25 protein-coding genes are annotated in these 25,310 nt (G+C 71.4%); 17 read left to right on the top strand and 8 right to left on the bottom strand.

From position 1 onward, the window contains the following. The first annotated feature begins 133 nt into the window (after positions 1 to 133). Positions 134 to 1,423 carry a peptidoglycan DD-metalloendopeptidase family protein gene (locus F0344_RS02250; RefSeq protein ID WP_185297162.1) on the top strand — a complete coding sequence of 430 codons (1,290 nt, stop codon included), beginning with the start codon at positions 134 to 136 and terminating at the stop codon, positions 1,421 to 1,423. Here F0344_RS02250 and F0344_RS02245 read toward each other — a convergent pair. Beyond that, a complete protein-coding gene (locus F0344_RS02245) occupies positions 1,393 to 2,580 on the bottom strand; it encodes a DMT family transporter (protein WP_374940052.1) in 1,188 nt (395 codons plus the stop codon). The genes F0344_RS02250 and F0344_RS02245 overlap by 31 nt on opposite strands. Positions 2,581 to 2,788: 208 nt before the next feature. Between F0344_RS02245 and F0344_RS02240 the strand changes: the two genes are divergently transcribed. Continuing rightward, positions 2,789 to 3,508 (top strand): IucA/IucC family C-terminal-domain containing protein, encoded by a 720-nt coding sequence (locus F0344_RS02240; protein ID WP_185297160.1) that lies wholly within the window; start codon positions 2,789 to 2,791, stop codon positions 3,506 to 3,508. Position 3,509: 1 nt separating this feature from the next. Here the strand turns inward: F0344_RS02240 and F0344_RS02235 are convergent, their stop codons facing one another. Continuing rightward, on the bottom strand, positions 3,510 to 3,965 hold the full coding sequence (locus tag F0344_RS02235) for an ATP-binding protein (RefSeq protein ID WP_185297159.1): 456 nt from the start codon (positions 3,963 to 3,965) through the stop codon (positions 3,510 to 3,512). Between the two features lie 126 nt (positions 3,966 to 4,091). After that, the gene (locus F0344_RS02230; RefSeq protein ID WP_185297158.1) at positions 4,092 to 5,006 is read right to left on the bottom strand and encodes an RNA polymerase sigma factor SigF; all 915 of its coding nucleotides are present in this window, start codon (positions 5,004 to 5,006) and stop codon (positions 4,092 to 4,094) included. 203 nt (positions 5,007 to 5,209) lie between these two features. On the opposite strand from F0344_RS02230, the gene F0344_RS02225 reads away from it, so the two are divergent. Beyond that, positions 5,210 to 6,706, top strand: a complete 1,497-nt coding sequence (locus F0344_RS02225) for an SDR family NAD(P)-dependent oxidoreductase (protein WP_185297157.1) — start codon at positions 5,210 to 5,212, stop codon at positions 6,704 to 6,706. A gap of 369 nt (positions 6,707 to 7,075) precedes the next feature. Next, entirely contained in the window at positions 7,076 to 7,249 is a 174-nt protein-coding gene (locus F0344_RS02220; RefSeq protein WP_185297156.1) for a hypothetical protein, read from the top strand. 70 nt (positions 7,250 to 7,319) lie between these two features. On the opposite strand, the gene F0344_RS02215 is transcribed toward F0344_RS02220, so the two are convergent. Genes F0344_RS02215 through F0344_RS02205 form a run of 3 tightly spaced genes read right to left on the bottom strand, consistent with a single transcriptional unit; the run spans position 7,320 to position 10,120 of the window. Continuing rightward, positions 7,320 to 8,750 (bottom strand): lipase maturation factor family protein, encoded by a 1,431-nt coding sequence (locus F0344_RS02215; RefSeq protein ID WP_185297155.1) that lies wholly within the window; start codon positions 8,748 to 8,750, stop codon positions 7,320 to 7,322. 27 nt (positions 8,751 to 8,777) lie between these two features. Next, entirely contained in the window at positions 8,778 to 9,287 is a 510-nt protein-coding gene (locus F0344_RS02210) for a DUF1990 family protein (RefSeq protein WP_185297154.1), read from the bottom strand. Continuing rightward, positions 9,284 to 10,120 (bottom strand): YndJ family protein, encoded by an 837-nt coding sequence (locus F0344_RS02205; protein WP_185297153.1) that lies wholly within the window; start codon positions 10,118 to 10,120, stop codon positions 9,284 to 9,286. The genes F0344_RS02210 and F0344_RS02205 overlap by 4 nt, the downstream gene beginning before the upstream one ends. A gap of 181 nt (positions 10,121 to 10,301) precedes the next feature. Here F0344_RS02205 and F0344_RS02200 point away from each other — a divergent pair, with 181 nt between their 5' ends. The 11 genes from F0344_RS02200 (at position 10,302) to F0344_RS02150 (ending at position 22,312) form a co-directional block, all read left to right on the top strand. Beyond that, a complete protein-coding gene (locus F0344_RS02200) occupies positions 10,302 to 11,429 on the top strand; it encodes a DUF6777 domain-containing protein (protein WP_185297152.1) in 1,128 nt (375 codons plus the stop codon). A gap of 86 nt (positions 11,430 to 11,515) precedes the next feature. Beyond that, on the top strand, positions 11,516 to 13,585 hold the full coding sequence (locus F0344_RS02195; protein WP_185297151.1) for a SpoIIE family protein phosphatase: 2,070 nt from the start codon (positions 11,516 to 11,518) through the stop codon (positions 13,583 to 13,585). 159 nt (positions 13,586 to 13,744) lie between these two features. Next, complete coding sequence (locus F0344_RS02190; RefSeq protein WP_185297150.1) at positions 13,745 to 15,109, top strand: wax ester/triacylglycerol synthase family O-acyltransferase; 1,365 nt, start codon at positions 13,745 to 13,747, stop codon at positions 15,107 to 15,109. A 203-nt stretch (positions 15,110 to 15,312) separates the two neighbouring features. Further along, positions 15,313 to 16,332, top strand: a complete 1,020-nt coding sequence (locus tag F0344_RS02185) for an aldo/keto reductase (RefSeq protein WP_185302470.1) — start codon at positions 15,313 to 15,315, stop codon at positions 16,330 to 16,332. Between the two features lies 1 nt (position 16,333). After that, positions 16,334 to 16,645, top strand: coding sequence for an L-rhamnose mutarotase (locus F0344_RS02180; protein ID WP_185297149.1), 312 nt, complete (start codon positions 16,334 to 16,336; stop codon positions 16,643 to 16,645). A gap of 1 nt (position 16,646) precedes the next feature. Continuing rightward, complete coding sequence (locus F0344_RS02175; protein WP_185297148.1) at positions 16,647 to 17,513, top strand: amidohydrolase family protein; 867 nt, start codon at positions 16,647 to 16,649, stop codon at positions 17,511 to 17,513. A 55-nt stretch (positions 17,514 to 17,568) separates the two neighbouring features. Beyond that, the gene (locus F0344_RS02170) at positions 17,569 to 18,429 is read left to right on the top strand and encodes an Fpg/Nei family DNA glycosylase (RefSeq protein ID WP_185297147.1); all 861 of its coding nucleotides are present in this window, start codon (positions 17,569 to 17,571) and stop codon (positions 18,427 to 18,429) included. A gap of 34 nt (positions 18,430 to 18,463) precedes the next feature. Continuing rightward, positions 18,464 to 19,216 carry a LytR/AlgR family response regulator transcription factor gene (locus tag F0344_RS02165; protein WP_185297146.1) on the top strand — a complete coding sequence of 251 codons (753 nt, stop codon included), beginning with the start codon at positions 18,464 to 18,466 and terminating at the stop codon, positions 19,214 to 19,216. Positions 19,217 to 19,278: 62 nt separating this feature from the next. Then, complete coding sequence (locus F0344_RS02160) at positions 19,279 to 19,641, top strand: hypothetical protein (RefSeq protein WP_185297145.1); 363 nt, start codon at positions 19,279 to 19,281, stop codon at positions 19,639 to 19,641. Further along, positions 19,638 to 21,128: a sodium/solute symporter gene (locus F0344_RS02155; RefSeq protein ID WP_185297144.1), complete on the top strand. Its 1,491-nt coding sequence runs from the start codon at positions 19,638 to 19,640 to the stop codon at positions 21,126 to 21,128. Before F0344_RS02160 ends, F0344_RS02155 begins: the two co-directional genes overlap by 4 nt. After that, the gene (locus F0344_RS02150) at positions 21,125 to 22,312 is read left to right on the top strand and encodes a sensor histidine kinase (protein ID WP_185297143.1); all 1,188 of its coding nucleotides are present in this window, start codon (positions 21,125 to 21,127) and stop codon (positions 22,310 to 22,312) included. The genes F0344_RS02155 and F0344_RS02150 overlap by 4 nt, the downstream gene beginning before the upstream one ends. Before the next feature lie 16 nt (positions 22,313 to 22,328). On the opposite strand, the gene F0344_RS02145 is transcribed toward F0344_RS02150, so the two are convergent. Beyond that, complete coding sequence (locus tag F0344_RS02145) at positions 22,329 to 22,838, bottom strand: hypothetical protein (protein ID WP_185297142.1); 510 nt, start codon at positions 22,836 to 22,838, stop codon at positions 22,329 to 22,331. 111 nt (positions 22,839 to 22,949) lie between these two features. Between F0344_RS02145 and F0344_RS02140 the strand changes: the two genes are divergently transcribed. Further along, positions 22,950 to 23,147, top strand: a complete 198-nt coding sequence (locus F0344_RS02140) for a zf-HC2 domain-containing protein (protein WP_185297141.1) — start codon at positions 22,950 to 22,952, stop codon at positions 23,145 to 23,147. Here the strand turns inward: F0344_RS02140 and F0344_RS02135 are convergent. Continuing rightward, on the bottom strand, positions 23,081 to 23,650 hold the full coding sequence (locus F0344_RS02135) for a sigma-70 family RNA polymerase sigma factor (protein ID WP_185297140.1): 570 nt from the start codon (positions 23,648 to 23,650) through the stop codon (positions 23,081 to 23,083). The two genes, F0344_RS02140 and F0344_RS02135, sit on opposite strands and share 67 nt — an antisense overlap. Before the next feature lie 257 nt (positions 23,651 to 23,907). Here F0344_RS02135 and F0344_RS02130 point away from each other — a divergent pair, with 257 nt between their 5' ends. Further along, positions 23,908 to 25,119 carry a CapA family protein gene (locus F0344_RS02130; protein ID WP_185297139.1) on the top strand — a complete coding sequence of 404 codons (1,212 nt, stop codon included), beginning with the start codon at positions 23,908 to 23,910 and terminating at the stop codon, positions 25,117 to 25,119. The last annotated feature ends 191 nt before the right edge of the window (positions 25,120 to 25,310 follow it).

Below are 25,310 nucleotides of genomic sequence, written 5' to 3'. Positions count from 1 at the left end.
CGCACACGTGACGATGTGCCGGGCGTGCGGCGATACGCCCCCTGCGCGCCCCTGGATCCCTTGTCATCACCCTCCCGCTGCACCTAAGTTGGCCGATTGCGACATGTCCTACTGCAGTGGGGGGAGCCACGTCATGGCCGCGAACGGACGACACCGTAGATATCAGCCCAGCCGCATCAACCGTGCCTCGCTCACGGTGACGGCGGGCGGCGCGGGCATCGCGCTCCCGCTCATCACCGCCGCGTCGGCGGGTGCCGCGCCGACCGACGTGTGGGAGAAGGTCGCCGTCTGCGAGTCGACGAGCAACTGGCACATCAACACGGGCAACGGCTATTACGGCGGCCTGCAGTTCAGCGGGTCCACCTGGGCCGCGTACGGCGGTACGGCCTACGCGGCCCGCGCCGACCTCGCGACCAAGGACCAGCAGATCGCGGTCGCCGAGAAGGTGCTGGACGGGCAGGGGCCGGGAGCCTGGCCGGCCTGTTCCGTACGCGCGGGTCTGACCCGCGGGGGCGACGCCCCCGGCATCTCCCCGCAGTCGCAGGGAACCAAGCGGGTCGAGGCGCCGGGGAAGACCACCCCGCACGCCCGGCCCCAGGCCGCACCCGCGTCACCGACGACCGTGCCCGGTCAGCGGGAGTCCTACACGGTGGCCGGTGGTGACTCGCTGTCCGGCATCGCCGCCGCCGAGCAGGTCCGCGGTGGCTGGCAGCGTCTCTACGCGGCGAACCGGCAGGTCGTCGGAGACGACCCCGACCTCATCCTTCCCGGGCAGCGGCTCAGCCTGGACGTGGCCAGGGCGCGGGGCAGCGCCCCGAAGCAGCAGGCGGCCCCCGCGGCGAAGCCGAAGCCGGAAGCGAAGCAGAAGCGGGAAGCCAGGCCGCAACCGAAGCAGACCGCCACGCCGGAACCGAAGCGGCAGGCCGAGCCCGCGCAGAAGTCCACGCCGAAGCCCGCGGCCAAGCCCGCGCCGAAGAAGAGCGAGCGTTCGGAGCGGTCCACGGAGCGCTCCGAGAAGCAGTCCGGTCTCAGCGCGCCGGTGGCGGCCCGCGCGGGCACTCCGTACCGCCAGTCCGGCTCCTGGGCCAGCGGCTACCACACGGGCGTCGACTTCCCCGTGCCCACCGGTACGTCGGTGAAGGCCGTGTCCGCCGGGAAGGTGGTCTCGGCGGGCTGGGCGGGGGCGTACGGCTACGAGGTCGTCATCCGGCACGGCGACGGCAGGTACAGCCAGTACGCGCATCTGTCGGCGCTGCACGTACGTGCCGGCCAGCAGGTGAGCAGCGGCCAGCGGGTCGCACGCTCGGGCTCCACGGGCAACAGCACCGGCCCGCACCTGCACTTCGAGATCCGTACGGGAGCCGGCTACGGGTCCGACATCGACCCGCTGGCCTACCTCAGGGCGGGCGGCGTCAAGATCTGAACCGAGCCGGTCCGCCGCGAGCCGTCGGCCGCCGGAGCGCCGGTGAACCCCACGCCGCCCACCTTGCCCCCGTGCGGCAGTGTGATGGTCGGCGGCAGGGAGCCGGGCGCCGGAAAGGAAGCCGTGGCGGCAGGCACGGCGGACGTACGGTCGGAAGCCGTGGCGAGCACGCCGACGGGCGACGACGGTCCGGGCGGGCTCACGAGTGCGGGCAGAAGGCCGGCACGGCTCCGCGGCGTGGGGAGTGCCCGGCCCGCATCGCCCCCTTCGTCCGGCACCGCGTTCCCCGCCGCTGTCCGTCCGGTTTCCCTCGGCGCGTCCGTCCGTTCCGTCCCGAGCCGCCCCGTGGTGAGCAGGATCAGACCTCCCGCCGTCACCGCACCGCAGACCAGCGCGAGCAGGGTCCCCGTCATGCCGTAGCGGAAGACCTCGCCGAACAGCGTGATTCCCACCGCCGCGGCGACCACAGGATTCACCACCGTCACTATCGCCAGCGGCGCGGTCAGACCGGCGCCCCGGTACGCGGACTGGGACAGCAGGAGTCCCGCGGCCGCGAGACCCGCGATCACCAGAAGGGTCGGCAGCCCCGAACCCACCGAACCGGACGTCCATTCCACTGCCACGGTCTTGGTGAACACCGAGCCCATGCCGAACGCGACCCCGGCGCCGGTGGCCAGCAGGACACTGCGCGCCATCGGGCGGCGCATCCCCTTCGCGACGAGGAAGAGCGCCGCCACCCCGCCGAACGTCACCGAGGCCAGCAGCAACTGCTCCGGAGCGCCCAGCGCACGCGACTCGGCGCTCCCGGTCAGGGCCAGCAGCCCGGCGAGACCGACCGTGGCCATCACGGCCCCGCGCCAGGCCGTCGACCCGGCCCTGCGGCCCACGAACAGCGCGGCCATGGGCAGGGCGAAGACGATCGTGAGGGCACCGAGGGGCTGGACGAGGCTGAGAGGGCCGTAGGCGAGGGCCACCACGTGGAGCACCGCGCCCAGGCCGTTCAGGGCGACAGCCGCCCACCAGGCGGCGTTGCGCACGAGTGCCGCGTACGAGCGGCCGTCACCGCCCGCGGCGACGCGCTCCTGGATGATCGCCCCGGCCGCGTAGGCGACCGCGGAGACCAGTGACAGCAGCACAGACAGCGCGAGGAAACTCATGTAGACCACGATGTCCTGTCGGAGTCGCCGAGTCGTCGTCCCAGAGGCGGCGACTCGACGTACTGCTCCAGTAGTACGTCAGGAGGTCCGGTGTCCTCCTCCCGACGGTAGTCCTCCTGGCCGGGGACGTCAGAAGTTCGGGTCCGACGGGTACGGTGAGCCCCGGATCCGGCACGGTGGGTGGCCGGGCGGGACGGGGGAGCGGACCATGGACCGGACCGAGGCGTCCGGCCCCGGTGGCTTCTTCGCCCTGCGCACCACGCCCGTACCGGGCGGCTCCCACCTGCCGCTCGCCCGCCTCTACGCGGGCCATCTCGCACCGCTCACGGCTCGTGTCGACACGGTCGCCGGCCGGCTGCGTACCCCCGAACGCAGAGTCGCCGCTTCCCTTGCCCACCTGGCACTGGCCGCACGGCTCTGGTCCGTCGCACTGGGCCCCGCCGCCCTGACCGGCCGGCTGCCCGACCTCTCGCCCGACCGGCTCCTCTGGGACCCGGCGCACTCCGTGCCCGACGATCTGTGGCTGTCGGACGCCGAGCCGGCGGAGAACAGCGGGACTCCCGAGGGCACCGCCCGCCGGATCCGGGAAATCGTCCAGGCCGGCCACCTCGCGCCGCTCGCCGAAGCGCTGCGCGCCGAGGGGACGATCTCGGCGCGGCTGCTGTGGGGCAACGCGGGCTCGGCGCTCGCCGGCGCCGTACGGGAACTGGTCGCCTGGGCGCGGACCCAGGGCCGCCCCGATGTGGCGGCACGGGCACGCGCCCTGGCGGCGGAGCTCTTCGACCACCCCGACCTGTCCTCCACCGGCACCCCGCACGGCCCGGCGTTCCGGCGGCGCAGCTGCTGTCTGTACTACCGGTGCCCGGACGGCGGTCTCTGCGGCGACTGCGTCTTCGACCGCCGGCCGGCCCGCGCGGGGAGCGGGTGACTCAGGTGCTGAGCTGGAACTCGGCGCGGATGCGCTTGCCGACGGGAACGCGCTCGGCGGTGACCCGGTCGCACAGGGCGACGACGATCTCCATCCCGTGGCCGCCGAGGCGGGCGGGATCGGGGGCGTAGAGGACGGGAAGCGCCGTGCTGCTGTCGTACACCGTGACGCTGATGCTCTGCGCGGTGCCTTCCAGCTCCAGCAGGTACGGACCGTGGCTGTAGCGCTCCGCGTTGGTGATCAGCTCGCTGACCGCCAGCATCAGATCGCTGCGGGTGTGCTCACGCAGGACCGCGAGCCACTCCGCCACGAGCCGGGTCAGGAACAGGTCGGCCAGTGCGCGGGCCTGCGCTATGCAGCCCGGCTCGCCCGCGAACACCTCGGCGGTGTGCAGTACCTCAGTGCACCGGAACCCCTGACCGGGGTCGTCCGGCCGTGAGGTGGCCTGTTCATTCATAGCTCCAGCCAAGGCGCCGCAGGGAGGTCGGAGACCTTTTCTCGCCGTTCGTCTACCCGCGTCGAGAGATCCCACTCCGGGGGATGCCCCAGATCCTAGACGCATCTCACTCCGCCGCGTGGCGGTTCAGGCTTCCACGCACATTCCCGTACGCAGCCGCTGCACGATCCGGTTCAACAGGCGCGACACATGCATCTGGGAAACCCCCAGACGTTCCCCGATCTGGGACTGCGTCATCTCCTGACCGAAGCGCATCTGCACGATCTTGCGCTCACGGTCGTCGAGCTTCTCCAGCAGCGGAGCCAGCGCGTGGAGGTTCTCCACGGTCTCCATGCCGGGGTCCGTCTCGCCCAGCAGATCGGCGTACGCCCGCTGGTCCTGACCGGACTCGCCATCCGCCGACGGGGTGTCCAGGGAGCCGGCCGAGTAGCCGTTGGCCGCGACGAGACCCTCGATGATCTCCTCCTCCGGAAGGTCCAGATGCGCGGCGAGCTCCGCGACCGTGGGATCGCGGTCCAGCTCCGCCGCGAGCTGCTCCTTGGCCTTGGCCAGATCGACCCGCAGCTCCTGCAGGCGGCGCGGCACATGGACGGCCCACGTGGTGTCGCGGAAGAAGCGCTTGATCTCGCCCACGATGTACGGCACGGCGAACGTCGCGAACTCGACCTCCCGGGAGAGGTCGAACCGGTCGATGGCCTTGATCAGACCGATCGTGCCCACCTGGATGATGTCCTCGCCGTCGTCACCGCCGCGATTGCGGAAGCGGGACGCGGCATAGCGCACCAGGGAGATATTCATCTCGATGAGGGTGTTGCGCGCGTACTGGTACTCGGGCGTCCCCTCATCAAGGGTCCGCAACTCGTCGAAGAACATCCGGGACAGTGCGCGGGCGTCCTGCGGTGCCACCTTGCCGGTGTCCTCGATCCACGGAAGTGTGCCCGTACCGGCGGCAGTCGAGGCATATGTCCGCGTACCTACCTGGTGATGCGTCGGCGTGGCTGCGCCGGTCGCTCCGGTGGTTCGCACTGACATCGCCGTCATGGTGTCGTCCTCCTGGTTGCCGATGGTGTGGAACCTCGTATGCCCGGCTCAAGCGAAGTCATGCCTTCCGGATTCAAAGACGTCCTCGGAGGCCGAATCCGGGCCGTGCCGGGCCGTGGCAAACTTGAGCGGGGCGTTCGGCCCGTAGCAACGCGGCCTGGCGCAGCCTGTGGCCGGCATCTTCGAGTGACAGAGGAACGGCCATGACCGTGACAGTTGACAGCCCGGAGCTCGATCCCGGAGCCGGTGAGTTCGGTCCCGGCATCGACCCCGACCGGCTCGCCGTCTGTCTGAGTGTGCTCGACGAGCTCGACACCATCGACGTCGACCATCCGGACGCGATCGCCGTGCGCCGCGCCACCGCGGGTGTCTACCGCACCGTGAAACAGCGCCGCAGGCAGGAGCGCCGCGCGGCCAAGACCGCCAACGACAAGGCGGTCACCGAGGCCACCGCCACCGGCTCCGCCGTGCGCATCGACGACGAGACCGAGGGCATCCTGCCCTCGTCGGTCACCGAGGCGGGCAGGATCGCCGGGATACTCGAGCGGCCCCGCTCCTGCTACACCTGCAAGACGCGGTACGTCGAGGTCGACTACTTCTACCACCAGCTCTGCCAGAGCTGCGCCGCCGAGAACCGCGCCAAGCGCGACGCCCGCGCGGACCTCACCGGCAAGCGCGCCCTGCTCACCGGCGGCCGTGCCAAGATCGGCATGTACATCGCGCTGCGGCTGCTGCGCGACGGCGCGCACACGACCATCACCACCCGCTTCCCCAGGGACGCCGTCCGCCGCTTCAAGGCGATGGACGACTCGGCGGACTGGCTGCACCGGCTGGAGGTCGTCGGCATGGACCTGCGCGACCCCGCACAGGCGGTCGCCGTCGCGGACCAGGTCGCGGAGCAGGGGCCGCTGGACATCCTCATCAACAACGCGACGCAGACCGTGCGCCGCCTGCCCGCCGCCTACGCCGCGCTGGTCGAGGGCGAGAGCGCCCCGCTTCCCGCGGGGGAACTCCCCGCCCACCACGTGATCGGCGCTTTCGGCTCCGGCGCGGTGGACGGTCTGGCCGCGTTGCCCGCGGGGATCTCCGGCCTCGACGCGCAGCAGGTCGCCGATCTCGCACTGGTCGCGGGCAACGCCAGCGTCGCCCGGCACCTGGACGGCAGCGCCATCGACGCGGGTGGTCTGCTCCCCGACGTCGTCGACAGCAACACCTGGGTGCAGACCATCGAGCAGATCTCCCCGGTGGAACTGCTCGAAACCCAGCTGTGCAACTACACGGCGCCGTTCATCCTGATCAGCAAGCTCCGCCCGGCGATGGCCGACGCGGCCAAGAAGTCGGCGAGCGGCCGCGCGTACGTCGTCAACGTCTCCGCGATGGAAGGCGTCTTCGGCCGCGGCTACAAGGGCGCGGGGCACCCGAACACGAACGCCGCCAAGGCCGCGATGAACATGGTCACGCGGACCAGCGCCCAGGAGATGTTCCGGACCGACGGCATCCTGATGACCTCGGTCGACACCGGCTGGATCACCGACGAGCGCCCGCACTTCGACAAACTGCGTCTCGCCGAGGAGGGCTTCCACGCCCCGCTCGACCTGGTCGACGGCGCGGCCCGAGTCTACGACCCGATCGTGCGTGGTGAGCACGGCGAGGACCTGTTCGGCTGCTTCCTCAAGGACTACGCGCCCGGGAACTGGTGAACCCGGCGCGAACGACGACGACGGCGGTCCGTGCTCCACGGGCCGCCGTTTTTTCTGTCACGGTATGAACGGATATGCCGTCCTTGGGCCCCTGATCGGGTGGCGTCTTTGGCCGAAAGTGACCTAGGCCATACGTTCTGTCGAGCGCGGTCGCGCTCATTTGGTTAGTCTGGGGTGAACGGACGCCACTGGGGAATCCACAAAGATTCCTTGGCCGTCCTGGGACAGGTCTGCAACCGGACCGCCGTCCCGCCCCCTACGGGCGCCACCGCGACCGAGCTGTTCCTGCCCCTGCCCCGGGTGGCCGACGCATGGTTTCGGCCGTTGCCTCTCCATTGCCCGGGGTTACGCGACACAAAGGAGTGCGCGGTGACACCAGAACTGACGAAGTACGAGAAGCGACCGGAAGAACGGTACGGAGCGCGGGCCCGCAAGCCCGAAGGACTCCGGAACATCGAGGTCTGGGCGAGGTCCGCACCGATCCGGCTGGCCGGCTACGAGGACGACCTCGCCGAGCCGCACATCCTCCCCGGCATCGACTGACCGCTCGCACCGGCGCTCTCTTCCATGAGTCCCGCCCCTCCCCCGGTTCCCACCGGGGGAGGGGCGGGACTCAGTGCCGTCCGCCCGGCCCGCCCGCAGGTGAGACCGGCCGCATGAACTCGCGCACGTAGTCGCGGTGCCACCAGCATCCGGTCTCCCGCAGCTCGCGCCACGAGGTGAAGCGGTAGCGGTACACACGGGCCCGCACGTGTGCGGGCGGGCTGTCCGGGAACGGGTTGTGCCGCAGCAGGCCCAGGGTGTCGCGGTCGTTCTCCAGGAGCCGTTCGGTGAACGGCCCGAACCATGACCGGGCGTAGGCGGGGGAGAGCGCGGCGAACCACATCATCCAGTCGAGCCGCAGATGGTACGGGGCGAACTGGCGCGGCAGGCGACTGGGATCGCCGGGCTTGCCGTGGAAGCCGTACTCCTGCCAGCGCGTGCCCTCGTGGATCACCCGTTCGGCGGTTCCCTCGACGACGACTTCCAGGCGCACCCGGCTGATGCTCCCGAAGGCCCCGTAGGTGTTGACGAGGTGGAGCGGGTCGAAGGACCGGTTCATCACCTGGTTGCGGGAGATCAGATTGCGGGCCGGCCGGTAACTGAGGGCCAGGATCAGTGCCGTGACGGCGATGACCACCACCTCGTACCAGAGGGGCGGCGCGGACTGCGCGGGCGGAGCTCCGGCGACGAACGACCAGTCGACGGCCGACAGGGCGAGCGTGATCGTGAGCCAGTTCAGCCAGGCGAAGTTCCCGGACAGCACCAGCCACAGCTGGGTGACGATCATCAGGACCGCGGCCGCGCTCGCCACCGGCTGCGGGGTGAAGAGCAGGAACGGGACCAGGAGCTGGGTGACGTGGTTCGCGGCCACCTCCACCCGGTGCACGGGCCTCGGCAGGTGGTGGAAGAACCAGCTCAGCGGGCCCGGCATCGGCTGGGTCTCGTGATGGAACTCCAGACAGGTCAGCCGCCGCCAGCAGGAGTCACCGCGGACCTTGATGAGCCCGGCGCCGAACTCCACACGGAACAGGAGCCAGCGCAGCAGCCAGAGCACGAGCACCGGCGCCGCCGTGTCACCACTGCCCAGGAAGATCGCGAGGAATCCGGTCTCCAGGAGCAGCGACTCCCAGCCGAATCCGTACCAGACCTGACCTACCTGGACGATCGACAGATACAGCACCCAGGGCAGCGCCCACAGGAGCATCGCCGCCCAGAGCGGCAGATGGGCGTCGACGCCCACGACCAGTGCCAGGGCGACCGCGCAGCCGGTCCAGGCCACGAGGGCGAAGAAGCGGTCCGAATAGTGGAGCCGGAAGAGGCCGGGGGCGGCCCGCCACGGGGTCCGCCGCAGGAGGGCGGGCACGGGCAGCATTCCGCGCTCGCCGATCAGCGCCCGGAACTGGAGCGCCGCGGCGAGGAACGCGACCAGGTAGAGGACGGCGAGAGCCCGCTGGAAGATCAGCCGGCTCAGCCAGTACCCCTCTGCGGTGAACCACTCCATCGCTTCCAGTATCGGCCACGGCCCCGCTCAGCGGGCGGCGACGATCCGGCCCAGGCTGCGGCCGAGGTGGCGTGCGTACCAGTGCTGGACGGGCGGGACGAGGGGTCCCGCGAGGCGGGTGTACCAACTGGCCGGGCGGGAGAAGGCCATGACCGTGAACCACACCGTTCCGTCGTCGGCGAGGTCCACCACGAAGCACTCCTCGCCGCGCTCCGGATGGCTGCCCCGGGTGCCGTAGGCGAAACCGATGCGCTCGCTCCCGTACGTCGCCCAGACCACCTCGCAGGGGGCGGTGACCCGGAGCGGGCCGATGCCCAGTGAGACCGTGACGCCCGTTCCTGCCTCGGCCCGCGCCGTTGTCGCGTTGATCCCCGCTCCCGCCGCACGGTGCATGCGCCAGCCGGTGACGGCGGCTCCCGCCGCTTCGAAGTCCGCGCGGCCCCTGCCGACCCGGGTGCGGTGGTGGAGGTGGTGGTAGCCGTCGGGGAGCGGGCCGAGGAGGGTGGCGCCGACTTCGGGGTAGGTGAAGGTGTTCATGCGGTTCCGCCTTCCGGAAGGGTGCGGTCCTGGAGCCGGCGCCAGGCGAGTACCGAGCAGAGGGCGAAGCCCAGTGCGTTGCCGAGGCCGTGTGTAGCGGCCATCCAGGTGAGCGAGGGGTGGGGGATTCCGGTGGCCTCGCCGAGCGCCCAGCTCAGCGCGAGCACCATGGTGGCGACGAGGACGGCGGCCGAGGTCAGGAGCAGTGCCCGGGTGGTGCGGTCCGGGCCGCCGGTGCGGACGGTGCGCAGGGTCAGCAGGGCGACCGTCCACATCCCGGCCGTCAGGACGACTGCCCCGGCCAGTTCGGCCCAGTCCCCGATGAAGTAGCCGATGAGAACGAGCAGGGTGCCCAGCGGCACGCTCAGTGCGGCGAACCGGCCCGCCGGTGTGCCGGTGGTCCGGCAGAGCAGTCCGGCGACCAGTGCGGCGGCGAACCCGGCGAAGTGGAAGTGCGGCACGGTCAGGGCCAGGATGCCGAGGCCGAAGCCGAAGAGTTCGTGCCCCGAGCGCTCGGCGACGAGGGCCAGCGCGGCGACCGAGGGGGTCACCAGTGCGGTGTAGAGGGCGATCTCCGTGGGGTGTGCGCTGCGGGTGCGGGCCGCGCGCAGCGGCGCGTGCAGTGCGAGGGCCACGGCCCCCAGGGCGTAGACGGTGGCGAGCGCGGCGGCGGGGAGACCGCGCGGCAGCCAGAGGGCGAGGGCGCCCGGGGCGGCGAGGAACGGCCACAGCCGCCGGATCCGGTCGAGCTCCGGGGCGTCCATCAGTCGCAGCCCGGCCGGCACGACGACGAGCATGCCCAGCATCACTATCAGGTTCACCAGAACGGACATGGCCAGCCCACCCCATTTCTTGAACGCGTTCAACTGGCATGCTGAGACTAGAGGCTTTCTTGAACGCGTTCAACCCCGAGTGGGTGAGGGTGCGGGAGGTGGTCGTTCGGCTTGCGGACCGGCGCGTGGTACGGCACAGATGAGGGGGACCCATCGGTTCGAGGTGAAGCAGGAGAGCTCAGTGCGCTCACCCCAGCGTCCGCGACGTACCGCGTCCGTAGCCCTGTCCGTCGGTGTCCTCCTCGTCGCGGGCTGCGGCCAGGGTGCGGGGGGCGGTGAGAGCGGCACCCCCGGCACGGCGGGGGCCAAGGAGCTCTTCCTCCAGTCGGCGGTGTCGCCCGGTCCCGCCCCGTTCACCGGATCGACCGCCGGGTCCCCGCCCCCGGCGGCCACCGCGTCGCCCGCCGCCCTCACCGAAGTGACCGAGCGCGCCGTGTCCGGGGCCACCCCCGGGCTGTACGGCGGCACCAGGTCCGTGGCGAGCTGCGACGTCGAGCAGCAGGTGCGCTTCCTGGCCGGGGACGCGGTCAAGGCCCGCGCCTTCGCCGAGGCCGCGGGAATCCGGCAGAAGGAGATCCCGGCGTTCCTGCGCGGGCTCACTCCCGTCCTCCTGCGCACCGACATCCGCGTGACCGGTCACGGCTACGACAAGGAGGCCGGTTCGCCCACCGCGTTCCAGTCCGTGCTCCAGGCGGGCACCGCCGTGCTGACCGACACCCATGGCACGCCCCGTGTCCGCTGCGTGTGCGGCAACCCGCTCGGCGCACCGGTCGTGATGAAGGGTTCCCTGGCGTACCGCGGCAAGGAATGGGCGGACTACGACCCGAACCGTGTCCTGGTCATCGAGCCCAGCATCCGGGCGATCAGGGACCTCGTCATCGTCGACGTCGCCGACGGCACCTGGATCGAGCGGCCGGCCGGAGACGACGGGGCGCAGGACAGGACCCCCGAGGATCCGCCCCCCTTCGAGCCGGGCGACGGCATCGTGCCCTCTCCGGACACCTCCACGGCCAGCCCGGAGCCTTCGGCGCCCGCGTCTCCTGAACCTCCCTCCGCCGTGCCTCCCGGTGAGCCGACGGAGGAAGTCGGTGAAGCACCCGAGGACGTGCCGCGGGAAGAAGTCATGGAGGCGCCTGCCGACGAGCTGTACGAAGCCCCGCCGGACCGGTCCGGCGACTCGGGAGCCGCGGGGGAACCGGGCGGATCCGGCCTGTGGCAAGAGGCTCCCTCCGACGGTGACCAGGGCCCGGACGGAGAGGCGCCGCCGGTGTCCGGTGGGCCTGACGCCGCCGCGTCCCTCGTGGGATGACGGTGGCGGGCAGGGTGAGGAGGGTTATGGGCCGCCGTCGGCCGAATCGCTCGAAGAATCAGACAATCGATGGCAGAGTGGCCTATATGGATGATCGGGTAGCGGGTGCCCTGTCACTCCCGGAAGACTGGCCCGCCCACCCGGACCTCAGCCTCGCCCTGAACCGAATGGGCAGCTTCGACTGGGATCTGGACAGCGGACTCCTACACATGGACCAGCCCGCACTCGACGTGTTCGACATGCCCGCCGAGGAGTACGACGACCGGCCCGTGACGCTCTCCACCCGGGTGCCGACGGACGAAAGCGTACGCCTCGACGGGATGGTCTCCGAAGCCCTCAAGGGCGGGCGCAGCAACTACGGTGCGTATTTCCGTATCCTGCGGCGCGACGGCACGCTGCGCTGGACCCACACCCAGGGTTTCATCTGCCGGGACGGCACCGGGCGGCCCCGCCGCATCATCGGGATCGTCCGCGACGCCACCCAGGAGCTCTCCGACTCGACGGCCCGCCAGGAGCTGGACGCGGAGCGGCGGAAGCGGACCAGTGTGGTGGAGGGCACGACAGCCGCTCTTGCACACGCCCGGACCGTCAAGGACGTCACCGACGTACTGAAGAACTCCCAGGGCGGCCTGGCCAACCTCGGCGCGGCCAGTCTCGTCATGGGCCTGCTGGAGTCGGGGCGGATCCATCTGGTGGCCGACGGGCCCGAGGGTGCCTACGTCCCGGGCACCCGGTACACCCGTACGGACGAGCCGTACCCGATGAGTGAGGTCGTCCGCACCCTGGTACCCCGCTTCATCGAGTCGGCCGCCGACTTCGCCGCCTCGTATCCGGTCCTGTGGCCGCACATCAGCCAGCTCGGGATCACCTCGGCGGCCTATCTGCCACTGATCGCCCAGGCCCGGCCCATCGGGGCACTGGGGCTCCTCTACAACGACAAGGCGGGGTTCACCCCCGACGAGCGAAATCTGCTGGTGGCCCTGGGCAGCTCGATCGCCCAGAGCCTCCAGCGCGCCATGCTGTACGAGCAGGAGCACGACCTCGCCGAAGGTCTCCAGCAGGCGATGCTGCCCCGCAGGATCCCCGAGGTGCCGGGTGCCCAGGTCGCCGTCCGCTACCGTTCCGCGCGGCTCGGCCGGGACATCGGCGGCGACTGGTACGACGTGATTCCGTTGCCGGGCGGCCGGGTCGGGGCCGTCATCGGAGACGTCCAGGGCCACGACACGCACGCCGCCGCCGTCATGGGGCAGCTCAGGATCGTGCTGCGCGCCTACGCCGCCGAAGGGCACAGCCCCGCCGCCGTCATGGCGAGGGCCTCCGTCTTCCTGCACGAACTCGACACCGACCGATTCGCGACGTGCAGCTACGCCGAGGTCGACCTGCGGACCGGCGTGGTGCAACTCGTCCGTGCCGGACATGTCGACCCGCTCATCCGGGACGTCGACGGAAGCTGTCGCCGCCTGCCGGTCGAGGGCGGGCTGCCGCTCAGCCTCTCGGCGGAGTTCGGGCGGCTCGAGTACCCGGTCAGCACCGTCGAGCTCGACCCGGGTCAGACGATGCTGTTGTACACGGACGGCCTGGTGGAACTGCCGGGCTCCGATCTCGACGAGGGCATGCAGCTCGTGGTCGACCTGGTCACCAACGGGCCCCGGGACCTCCAAACCCTGGCCGACCGTCTCTGCGACGCCGTGGACGAGCGGGGCGGCGAGGACGACGTGGCGATACTCCTGCTGCGCCGCAAGGCGGCTCACGCGCCGCAGCCCGGCGGCCGGCTCCAGCAGCACGTCGCACAGAACGATCCGGAGGCGCTGAGTTCCGCCCGTCACACGATCAGGGCCGCCGTGCGGGCCTGGGGTGCGGCGGAACGGGCCGACGAGATCGAACTCGCAGCCGACGAGCTGATGACCAACGCGCTGATGCACACCGACGGCGGGGCGATCGTGACGATCCGGGTCGTCGCGGCCCCCGAGCGGCGGCTGCGGGTCGATGTCGAGGACCGCTCCAGCGCGCTGCCCCGGCGCAGGGACGCGGGGGAGTCCGGGGTCTCCGGGCGTGGGCTCATGCTGGTCGACCGACTGGCCGATGTCTGGGGTGTGGAGTCCCGGGGCACCGGCAAGTGCGTGTGGTGCGAGTTCCTCGTCCCCGAACGCCGGTAGCCCTACCCGAATGTAACGTTACGTGACATGTCTGTACTTGACCGTAAACGCTCGCCAGCGGTTGACTGCGAGGGTGCGGTGGGGCGCGCAGGCTGCGCGCACCGTTCTCCTTTCAGACTCCCGGTCCCGCAGTTCTGCCTTCCATGACATGAGGACCCCTTGGGTACCGAGCTCCTGGCCCCGCTTGATCTCGCCTTCTGGCACCTCGAATCCGACGCGCACCCGATGCACCTCGGCGCACTCGCCGTGTTCTCCCCGGCGCCCGGTGTCGGCCCGGACGACATCCTCGGCCTCCTCGGCACCCGCGCCGCCGCGATCCCCCGGCTGCGCATGCGGGTGCGGGACGTCCTGCTGCCCGTCGGCGGCTCGGCCTGGTCGGCGCACAGGGATTTCGACGTGAACCGCCATGTCGTACGGGTGGTCCTGGACGAGGGTGACTTCATGGTGGAAGCGACCCGGCTCGCCGGGGAGCTGATGGAGCAGCCGCTCGAACGCGGGCTGCCACCCTGGCAGATGTATCTGCTGAGCGGGGCGGACGACGGGCCGTTCGCCGTGCTGGTGAAGCTGCACCATGCCCTCGCCGACGGGATGCGGGCCGTCGCCATCGGGGCCGGGATCTTCGACCAGATCGCCGCGGCCGGAGCCGCGGCCGGACGTGGCGCGGTACGGCGGCACGTCCCCGTGCCGCCGCGGTCCTGGATGCCGGGCCCCCGCCAGGTGGCCGGCATGGCTCTGGACCGGATCGGGGAGGTCGGGCGGGCGCTCGGGGTGGGCGCGTCCGTCGTCCGGAACAGCCGTCTCGACCTGCACGTGTCGAGTGCGCTCACCGCCGGCTCCAGCGGCACCCGCCGACTGGCCACGGCGGAACTGGACGCCGACGTGGTGCAGGACATCCGCCGGGCGGAGGGTGGCACCGCCAACGACGTACTGCTCGCCGTGGTCGCCGGAGGGCTGCGGCGGTGGATGCTCGCGCGCGGCGAGGAGCTGCCGGGGTCGGACCCCCGCGCCCTGGTGCCCGTCTCCCGGCGCAGACCGGGTGCGACGAAGAGCAACGGGAACAGGCTGTCGGCCTATCTCCTCGGGCTTCCGGTCCGTGAACCCGACGCCCGGGCGCGCCTGCGTGCGGTGCGGACCGCCATGGACCGCAACAAGTCGGCGGGGCCACTGCGAGGCGCCGGAGCCGTCGCCGTGCTCGCCGATCAACTTCCGCCGCTGGTCCACCGGTTCGGTGCGCCCCTGGCGGGGAACGCGGCGCGGATCCTGTTCGATGTCCTGGTCACCAGCGTCCCCCTGCCGCGCTCGGCGCTCTCGCTCGGTGGCTGCCCCCTCGGTGCCGTCTACCCGATGGCGCCCCTGGCCCGTGGTCAGGCGCTGGCCGTGGCCCTGTCCTCTTACGGCGGTCGGGTCCAGGTCGGCCTGGTCGCCGACGGCAAGGCGCTGCCGGACCTCGACCGGCTGGCGTCAGCGATCGAGGAAGAGCTGACCGGACTGCGCTCGCTGATCCCCACGGATCCCACGGCTTGATCCCCACGGCTAGTTCGCCAGGCCTGACGATCAGGGCTGATAGATCGGACTGATTTCCTGGAACGTGGCGCAGGAGTCCGGTTCTTCTCATGTTCCAGGTGTTGACGCGGCCCAGTGATCCGATGAATATTCGCTGTGAACGCCCAGCGATCACCGGCAGGGATGGCAGACACATGCACGGCAGCGACATGCAGGGCAGCGACATGCAACGGCACAGGCTCGGGCGCAGTGCGGTCGAGATCACCCGGCTCTCCTTCGGGGCGGCGGCCATCGGCAACCTCTTCACCGCCGTCGACCCCGCGCGGGCGGCAGCGGCCGTGGACGCGGCCTGGGACGAGGGCATCCGCTACTTCGACACCGCACCGCACTACGGACTCGGTCTCTCCGAGCGGCGGCTCGGCGAGGCTCTGCGGTCCAGGCCGCGCGACGCCTACGTCGTGTCCACCAAGGTCGGCCGGGTACTCGATCCGGTTCCCGCCGGTGGGGTCCCGGCCGCCGACGGGCTCTCCGACGGGCTCTCCGAAGGGTTCGCGGTACGCACCACGCACCGGCGCCGCTGGGACTTCAGCGCCGACGGCGTGCGGCGCTCCATCGAGGACAGCCTCGAACGCCTCGGCCTCGACCGCATCGACATCGCCTACCTCCATGACCCCGACGACCACGGGGAAGCCGCCTTCCGTGAGGCGTACCCGGCGCTTGAGAAGCTCCGGGCGGAGGGTGTCGTCGGAGCCATCGGCGCGGGCATGAACCAGACCGCGATGCTGACCCGCTTCCTGCGCGACACCGACGTCGACGCCGTGCTCTGCGCGGGCCGTTACACCCTCCTCGACCCCAGCGCACTGACCGCGTTGCTGCCGGAGGCCGCCGCGCGCGGCCGGAGCGTCGTCGTCGGCGGTGTCTTCAACTCGGGCCTCCTCGCCGACCCCCGCCCCGGCGCGACGTACGACTACGCGGCAGCGCCGCTCCAGCTCCTGGACCGGGCCCTGCGGATGAAGGCCGTCGTCGAGGGGTACGGAGTCCCGCTGCGCGCCGCCGCCCTGCACTACCCGCTCGCCCACCCAGCCGTCGCCGGAGTGCTCGTCGGCACCCGCTCGCCGGAGGAAGTACGGGACGCGGCCGCCCTGCTCCGCGCGGAGATCCCGGACGCGCTCTGGGACGAGCTGCGCGCCGAAGGACTCCTGAACGACGAACCGGGCGGCGACGGCCACCGGGAAGGGAACTGACATGAGGATCGCCCTGCACACCAAGGTCCGCGCCGACCGCACAGCGGAGTACGAGGCGGCACACCGCGAGGTGCCCGAGGAGCTCACCACCGCGATCCGGGCGGCCGGCGCCACCGCGTGGACGATCTGGCGCAGCGGCACCGACCTCTTCCACCTCATCGACTGCGAGGACTACACCCGCCTTCTCGCCGAACTGGAGGAACTGCCCGTCAACGTGGCCTGGCAGGCCCGGATGGACCAGCTCCTCGACGTCGCTCACGACTACACGTCCGACGGGGCCGGAGCGGGACTGCCGATCGCCTGGGAGCTGTGACGTGACACCCTCCGGGCCCTCCACGGGTGTGGTCGACGCCCACCACCACGTGTGGGACCTCTCCGTACGTGATCAGGACTGGATCACGGGAGAGGAACTAGCTCCCCTCCGGCGTACGTTCACCCTCGCCGACCTGGAGCCCGAGGCCCGGGCCGCCGGTGTGACCGCCACCGTGCTCGTCCAGACCGTCACCGTCGCCGAGGAGACCCCGGAATTCCTCGCACTCGCGCGGGACAGCGGCCTGGTCGCCGGGGTCGTCGGCTGGACCGACCTCACCGCACCCGGGATCACCGACACGCTCGCCGCCCTCCGGGCGCTCCCCGGTGGCGACCGGCTCGTCGGTATCCGGCACCAGGTGCAGGGCGAGCCAGACCCCCGGTGGCTGCTGCGCCCCGACGTCCAGCGCGGTCTGTCCGCCGTCGCCGACGCGGGACTGGTCTACGACCTGATCGTCCGGCCCCACCAGCTGCCCGCTGCCGCGCAGGCCGCGGCGCTGCTCCCGGGGCTCACCTTCGTACTCGACCACGCCGGCAAGCCACCCGTCGCCGAGCGGCGTACGCAGCCCTGGGCGGACGGTCTGCGGGCGCTGGCGGCCCGGCCCAACACCGTCTGCAAGCTCTCCGGTCTGGTCACCGAAGCCGACCCGCACCACTGGACCGTCGAGGATCTGCGGCCGTACGCGGAGACGGTCATCGACGCCTTCGGCCCCGGCCGGCTGATGTTCGGCTCGGACTGGCCGGTGTGCCGGCTGGCGGCGAGTTACGCCGAGGTCGCCGATGCCGCCCGCACCCTGACCACCGCCCTCTCGGGCCCTGAACGACGGGCCGTCTTCGCCGGCACAGCCACCCGCGTGTACGGCCTGGGCTGAGCCGCCGACGGCGCGCGGGGAGGCGTACGCCCCGGTGCTGCGGCAGGCTGGAGACATGCCCGAACTGCCGGAGGTCCAAGCGCTGCGGGTCTTCCTCGGCGACCACCTGGTCGGCAAGGAGATCACCCGGGTCCTGCCGCTCGCGATCAGTGTCCTCAAGACGTACGACCCGCCGGTGTCGGCCCTCGAAGGCACGACTGTCACGGGCGTGGCCCGGCACGGCAAGTTTCTGGACATCACCGCCGGGGCCCTGCACCTGGTCACGCACCTCGCGAGGGCGGGGTGGCTCCAGTGGAAGGACAGCTTTCCCGCCACTTCGCCACGGCCCGGCAAGGGCCCCCTCGCGCTGCGCGTGGTCCTCGCCGGAGGCGACGGCTTCGACCTCACCGAGACGGGCACGACGAAACGGCTCTCCGTCCATCTGGTGCACGACCCGGCCGAGGTGCCCGGCATCGCGCGCCTCGGGCCCGATCCGCTCGACGACTCGTTCGACCGTGAGGCGTTCGCCGCCCTGCTCGCCGGCGAACGCCGCCGGATCAAGGGAGCCCTGCGGGACCAGTCGCTCATCGCGGGCATCGGCAACGCGTACAGCGACGAGATCCTGCACGTGGCCAGGATGTCCCCCTACAAACTCACCACGAGTCTGAGCGAGGACGACATCACCGTTCTGCACACCGCGCTGCGCGCCACCCTCACCGACGCCGTCACGCGTTCCAGCGGACTCGAAGCGGGCAGGCTCAAGGCCGAGAAGAAGAGCGGAATGAGGGTCCACGGGCGCACCGGTCTGCCGTGCCCCGTCTGCGGCGACACGATCCTGGATGTCTCCTTCAGCGACTCCTCGCTCCAGTACTGCCCCACCTGCCAGACCGGCGGCAAACCGCTCGCCGACCGCCGCCTCTCGCGCCTGCTGAAGTAGGGCCCGCTTCCGGCACCCCCTAAACTCCGGCCTCATGCTGCGCGTACTCGCCGTCGACGACGAACAACCCGCTCTGGAGGAACTCCTCTACCTCCTGCGCGCCGATCCCCGCATCCGCAGCGCCGAAGGAGCCACCGGGGCCACCGAGGCGCTGCGCCGTATCGGCGGTGCCGTCGACGCTGCGCCCGACGACCCGTCCGCCATCGACGTGGTCTTCCTCGACATCCACATGGCGGGCCTCACCGGGCTCGACGTCGCCCAGCTGCTGGCCGGATTCGCCGCGCCCCCGCTCATCGTCTTCGTCACCGCCCACGAAGGCTTCGCCGTGCACGCCTTCGATCTGAAGGCCGTCGACTACGTCCTCAAGCCCGTGCGCCGCGAGCGCCTCGCCGAGGCCGTGCGCCGCGTCGCCGAGCAGGTCGGCGACCGGTCCGCGCCCGTCCACGACGGCGCCACCGACCAGATTCCGGTCGAGCTGGGCGGAGTCACCCGCTTCGTCCCCATCGACGACATCACGTACGCCGAGGCGCAGGGCGACTACGCACGGCTCCACACGGTCTCCGGCAGCCATCTCGTCCGGATTCCGCTGACCACCCTCGAAGAACGCTGGCGCTCGCGGGGCTTCGTACGCATCCACCGCCGTCATCTCGTGGCGCTGAACCGCATCGACGAACTCCGCCTCGACGCCGGCACCATGAGCGTCCGCGTCGGCGAGGCGGAACTCGCCGTGAGCCGCCGCCACAGCCGCTCCCTGAGAGACCTCCTGATGCGCCAGATCGGCCGCTGACCAGCACCGACCCCGGGTCCGCCCTTCCCAGAGCGCTCCCGTGGCGCCTACACTCCGGCCCCATGTCCGCAGAGCCCACACCCCGGCGCGAAGTGGTGACGGGGGAGTCCCGGCGGGTGCGCCCGCTGCCCCGCTACCGCGCCCAGTCGGAGATCGACGAGCAGACGGCGCTCGGCGGTGCCTACGTGCGCTCGCTGATGCGCAGCCAGCTGCGCGCCGGGCTGACCGCCTTCGGCGTGCTCGCCCTCGTCGCCGGCACGCTGCCCCTCGTCTTCGCCGCGCTGGACAGTGCCGCCGTCGTCTGGGCGGTGCTCGGCTTCGCCACGTATCCGCCGCTCACCCTGACCGCCTGGTGGTACGTGCGGCGTGCGGAGCGCAACGAGCGGGACTTCGCCAGGCTCGTGGAAGGCCGCCCCGCACAGTGAGCCGGCCCGACCATCTGGCGTCGGTGGTGGCGGTCGCGCTCGTCGTGCTCGCCACCGTCCTCGTGGGCGGATTCGGACTCCGTATCTCGCGCACCACGTCCGACTTCTACGTCGCCTCCAGGACCGTACGGCCCCGCCTCAACGCGGCGGCGATCAGCGGCGAGTACCTCTCCGCCGCCTCGTTCCTCGGGATCGCGGGTCTCGTCCTCGTCCACGGGCCGGACATGCTCTGGTATCCGGTCGGCTACACCGCCGGATATCTGGTCCTGCTGGTGTTCGTCGCCGCTCCGCTGCGCCGCTCGGGCGCGTACACCCTGCCCGACTTCGCCGAGGGGCGGCTCCAATCCCGTCAGGTACGCAGACTCGTCAGCGTGTTCGTCGTCGGTGCGGGCTGGCTCTATCTCGTACCGCAGCTCCAGGGCGCCGGGCTCACCCTCCAGATCCTCACCGGAGCGCCCGGCTGGCTCGGCGACGTGCTCGTCGCCTCCGTCGTGGTGATAGCCGTCGCCGCGGGCGGCATGCGCTCCATCACCTTCGTCCAGGTCTTCCAGTACTGGCTGAAGCTGACCGCCCTCCTCGTGCCGGCGATCTTCCTGGTCCTGGCCTGGCAGGGCGACGGCCGCCCCCGGGTCTCGTTCGACGAACAACTCTCCGTCTTCCGCGCCGACCATCCGCTGTACGCGACCTACGGGCTGATCGTGGCCACCTTCCTGGGCACCATGGGACTGCCCCACGTGGTCGTCCGCTTCTACACCAGCCCCAACGGGCGCGACGCCCGCCGCACCACCGTCGCCGTCCTCGCCCTGGTCGGCGCGTTCTATCTGCTGCCGCCGGTGTACGGGGCGCTGGGCAGGCTGTACGCCCCCGAACTGATGCACGGCGGGGACGCCGACGCCGCTGTGCTCCTCCTTCCCGCGCGGGTCATCGGAGGCCTGGGCGGGGACCTTCTCGGCGCCCTCATCGCCGGAGGCGCCTTCGCCGCGTTCCTCTCGACCGCCTCCGGGCTGACGATGGCCGTCGCCGGAGTGATCACCCAGGACGTGTTCCCCTCGCGCGGTGTACGACACTTCCGGCTGGCCACCCTCCTCGCGATGGCCGTGCCGCTGGCCGGTTCGCTGCTCGTCAGCCGCGTGCCGGTCGCCGACGCGGTGGGGATGGCGTTCGCCGTCTCCGCCTCGTCCTTCTGCCCGCTGCTCGTGCTGGGCATCTGGTGGCGCCGGCTCACCCCGCCCGGTGCGATCGCCGGACTGCTGCTCGGCGGCGGCTCGGCGCTCCTGTCGGTGGGCATCACGGTGAGCGGGGCGGTACGCCCGCCCGGCTGGCCGCACGCCCTCCTGGCCTGGCCCGCCGTCTGGTCGGTACCCGTCGGCTTCCTCGCGATGATCCTCGTCTCGCTGGCCACCCCCGGCCGCATCCCGCCCGGCACCAACGCCGCCATGACCCGCTTCCATCTGCCGGAAGCCCTGACCTCGGGACGTGAGCGATGACCGGAGCCGGAATCGCGGTGGTCACCGTCATCGCCCTGCTGCTGTTCGGCACGGGCTACCTGCTCGGCCGCACGGGCCGCCCCGTACGCACCAGTGACGTCGGCACACCGGTGGAACACGCCACGTTCGAGACCCTGCACACCGCGTCCCTAGCGGCACCTCCCCTGCGCGCCGGTCTCACCGAGGAGAGCGCGCGGCGGTCGGCGCGGCGGCTGCGCTCCCTGCTGGGAACGGACGCGCTCTGCCTCACCGACCGCGACCGGGTCCTGGTGTGGGACGGCGAAGGGGACCATCACGGCAAGGAGGTGATGGAGCACCTCCAGGGGCTCATCGCCGGCGGCCGGGACACCGCGTTCCACACCGACTGCGCCGACCTCGACTGCCCGCTGCGCTGGGCCGTCGCCGTCCCGCTGACCGTCGACCACCGCGTGCTCGGCACGCTCGTCGCCTACGCCCCGCGTGAATCGGCGGTGCTGGCGCGGGCGGCGGGAGAGGTGGCCCGCTGGGTGTGCGTACAGCTGGAGCTCGCCGAACTCGACCGCTCCCGTACGAAACTCATCGAGGCCGAGATCAAAGCCCTGCGGGCGCAGATATCCCCGCACTTCATCTTCAACTCCCTGGCAGCGATCGCCTCGTTCGTCCGCACCGACCCCGAGCAGGCGCGCGAACTCCTGCTGGAGTTCGCCGACTTCACCCGCTACTCGTTCCGTCGGCACGGGGAGTTCACCACCCTCGCCGACGAGCTGCACTCGATCGACCAGTATCTGGCGCTGGTACGGGCCCGCTTCGGCGAACGGCTGTCCGTCACGCTTCAGGTCGCCCCCGAGGTGCTGCCCGTCGCGCTGCCCTTCCTCTGCCTCCAGCCCCTGGTCGAGAACGCGGTCAAGCACGGTCTCGAAGGAGCCGTGAGCGACAGCCGCATCAGGATCAGCGCCCTGGACGCCGGGTCGGAGGCGGAGGTCGTCATCGAGGACGACGGCACCGGGATGGACCCGGAGCGGCTGCGGCAGATCCTGCGTGGCGAGGGCGGCGCCTCGACCGGCATCGGACTGCTCAACGTGGACGAGCGGCTCAGGCAGGTGTACGGCGACGACTACGGGCTCGTCATCGAGACCGGCGTCGGCGCGGGCATGAAGATCACGCTGCGGCTGCCCAAGTACCGCGCGGGCGTGCACGGTTCCTGATTCCGCCCGCGGTATGTCAGTAGAGGTGGACGGCCAGGTGGCCCAGGGGCAGTCCCAGCTGCCACGCCGGGGTCCACACCTGGGCGGCCTCCTCCTCCGCGCGGCCCGTCGGCGCCCAGGACGGCGCGCCGATCGCGTCGAGGTCCGCGGCGAGCAGCTCGGTCTCCTCCAGCCACCGCCAGGCCGCGCGCGCCAGCGCGAGCCCGGGATCGGGCGGCCCGTCGGTAGCCGCCCGGCGGTCCAGCTCGCCCAGGTGCTCGCAGATCCACGGCCGCCAGGCCGTTCCGTACGCCGTCAGCAGGCGTAACTCGTCCACCCGCGCTGCGGGCAGCGCGTCGTCCACCGCGTCGTCCGACAGGAAGATCGTCAGGGCGAGCGCCTCCCGCCCGGCCCGGTACTCCAGCGTCGTCGGCTCCATGAGGTCGCCGGTCACCAGCAGTTCGTCCGCGAGGTACTCGGCGTACAGCCAGGCCATCGGGATCAGCAGCCCGTCCCCGCCTGCCCCATCCGTGCGTTCCGGACGCATCCCGTCTCGCCTCTTTCCATACTCTGTACTGGGCTTCAGGGAGCATTGAACCGGGGGCGCATGCCTCGCGTGGGCAGAAGAGCAAGTTCGTTCAACGGATGCGAGGTTGAGATGGACGCCGACCGTGCCGAGGTCCCGCATGTGCGGCAGTTGCTCGGCGCGTACGTCCTGGACGCGCTCGCCGCCGGGGAGTGCGTACGGGTCTCCCGGCATCTTCAGCACTGCGACGGCTGTGCGGGCGCCTATGTGGAGGTCGCGGAGGCGTCCGCCATCCTGGGCCTGCTCAACGAGGAGGACCTGCTGGAGTAGCCGGGCAGACTGCGCGACAGGAGCCGCAGCGCGTAGTAGGAACGGGACTTGACGGTGCCCGCGGGTATGCCGAGTTCCCGCGCCGTCTCGCCCACGCTCATCCCACGGAAGTAGATCTGCACCAGCACCGCGCGGTGTTCCGGGCTGAGCGTCTTCACCGCCTCGCGCACATCGAGCGCGCGGACCGCCGAGTCCGCGGTGTCCTGCGGCGCCGGTGCGCTTTCGAGTACGGCGTCGCTCACTTCCGCCGGACGGGCCAGGCGCGACCGGCGGGCGTCGATGGCGAGGCGCCGGCCGACGGTGAACAGCCAGGGGCGCATCGAGTCGTAGGGGGCGTCGAACGCCTCCGGGTGCTGCCAGGCGTGAACCAGCGTCTCCTGGAGCAGATCCTCCGCGCGCTGCCGGTCGCCGAAGGTCAGCCCCAGCAGGAAGTGGAACAGTGCGGGGCCGTGTTCCCGCTGGAGATCCGCGAGGGCACGCTCGCCCGTCTTCGTCGTGGTCATGGTGAACGTCCCTTCCCGGAGAGGCTCTGCCGCCTCGCTGCCACCTGCCGTATACGAACGCATCCGGGCGAGGAGGAACAGGCAGCGCACCGAGGTCTGCGACGAGCGGTCGCACGGAGCGGCGAGTGGTGCGGTGAACGGTCCTACGACGGCGAAAAGGCCGATTCACGGAGACGCGGGTCGTTGATCCTTGACTCGACGATATGACTATATATGTAGTCAATCGTCCGAAATGAGTCGAGCTGGGAGCCGGGCAGATGACGAAGCGCATCCGACAGAGCACCGTGGCCGCCGTCACCGTGCTGCTCGCGGCAACAGCGTGTAGCGCGCAGCAGTCTCCGGCCCCGGGCGAGGCGGCCGGGCTGCGGGCGACCGCCGGGGAGGCAGGCCGGGGAGCGGGTGGCATCGCCGCGGACAAGGCGCGTGCCTTCACCCTCGTGGCCGCCGGCGACGTCCTGCCGCACTCCTCGGTCATCGACCGGGCCGCGGCGGACGCCGGCGGTCTGGGCTACGACTTCGGCCCGATGCTCAAGGGCGCCGCCCCCGTCGTCTCCCGGGCGGACCTGGCCATCTGTCACATGGAGACGGTGTACGGGCAGGACGGCGGCCCGTATACCGGCTACCCCTCCTTCAAATCGCCGCCCGAGGTGGCGCAGGGCCTGCGCGCCACCGGCTTCGACTCCTGTTCCACCGCGTCGAACCACACGCTGGACGACGGTGCGGGCGGCATCGACCGCACGCTCGCCGCCCTGGACAAGGAGGGCATCGCACACGCCGGCTCGGCCCGCTCCGCCGCCGAGGCCGCCCGGCCCACCCTCCTGAAGGCGGGCCCGGGCCGGCACGCCGCCAAGGTCGCCCATCTCGCGTACACCTACGGAACCAACGACATCCCCCTGCCCGAAGGGCGGCCCTGGGCGGTCAACCTGATCGACGAACAGAAGATCGTCGCTGATGCCCGGGCGGCCCGGAAGGCGGGCGCGGACGTGGTGGCCGTGTCCCTGCACTGGGGCACCGAGTGGCAGGACGAACCCGATGAGAAGCAGCTCACGCTCGGCCGCCGGCTCACCGCCGCCACGTCCGAGGGCCGCCCGGACATCGACCTGATCCTGGGCACTCACGCCCATGTCCCGCAGGCGTACGAGAAGGTCAACGGCACCTGGGTCATCTACGGCATGGGCGACCAGATCGCCGGTGCGATGATCAACTACCAAGGGGCCCAGGACCCGCGCGGCAACCAGAGCTCCATCGGCCGCTTCACCTTCGAACCGCCCGCCCGGCCGGGGAAGCGCTGGACCGTGAAGAAGGCCGAGTTCGTCCCCCAGTGGTACGACACGACCGCGGGCCGGGTCGTGAGCCTCAACGCCGCCATCGACGAGGGCGCCGGCCACCACCGCGAGGTGCGCGACCGCATCCGCGACATCGTCCTCGGCCGCGGCGCCGCCGAGGACGGACTCACCATGGGGAAGTGACCTCCGTCGCCAGCAGCCGGCCCGCGCCGCAGCCGGTCGATACCACACAGGAGTCGTGCCGGCGGGAGTCGCCCCAGATGACCACGGCGACGTCCCCGACGTCCGACGCCGGCCATCCCGGCACGTGGTCGCCGCCCAGTTGCCCGCGCAGCCAGGAGTGCCCCCACCGGGCCCGGTGCCAAAACAGCGGC

The sequence above is a fragment of the Streptomyces finlayi genome (assembly GCF_014216315.1).
Lineage (GTDB): Bacteria > Actinomycetota > Actinomycetes > Streptomycetales > Streptomycetaceae > Streptomyces > Streptomyces finlayi_A.
The sequence above is the reverse complement of the archived record's forward strand: the minus strand, read 5'-3'. Positions and strand labels throughout refer to the sequence as shown.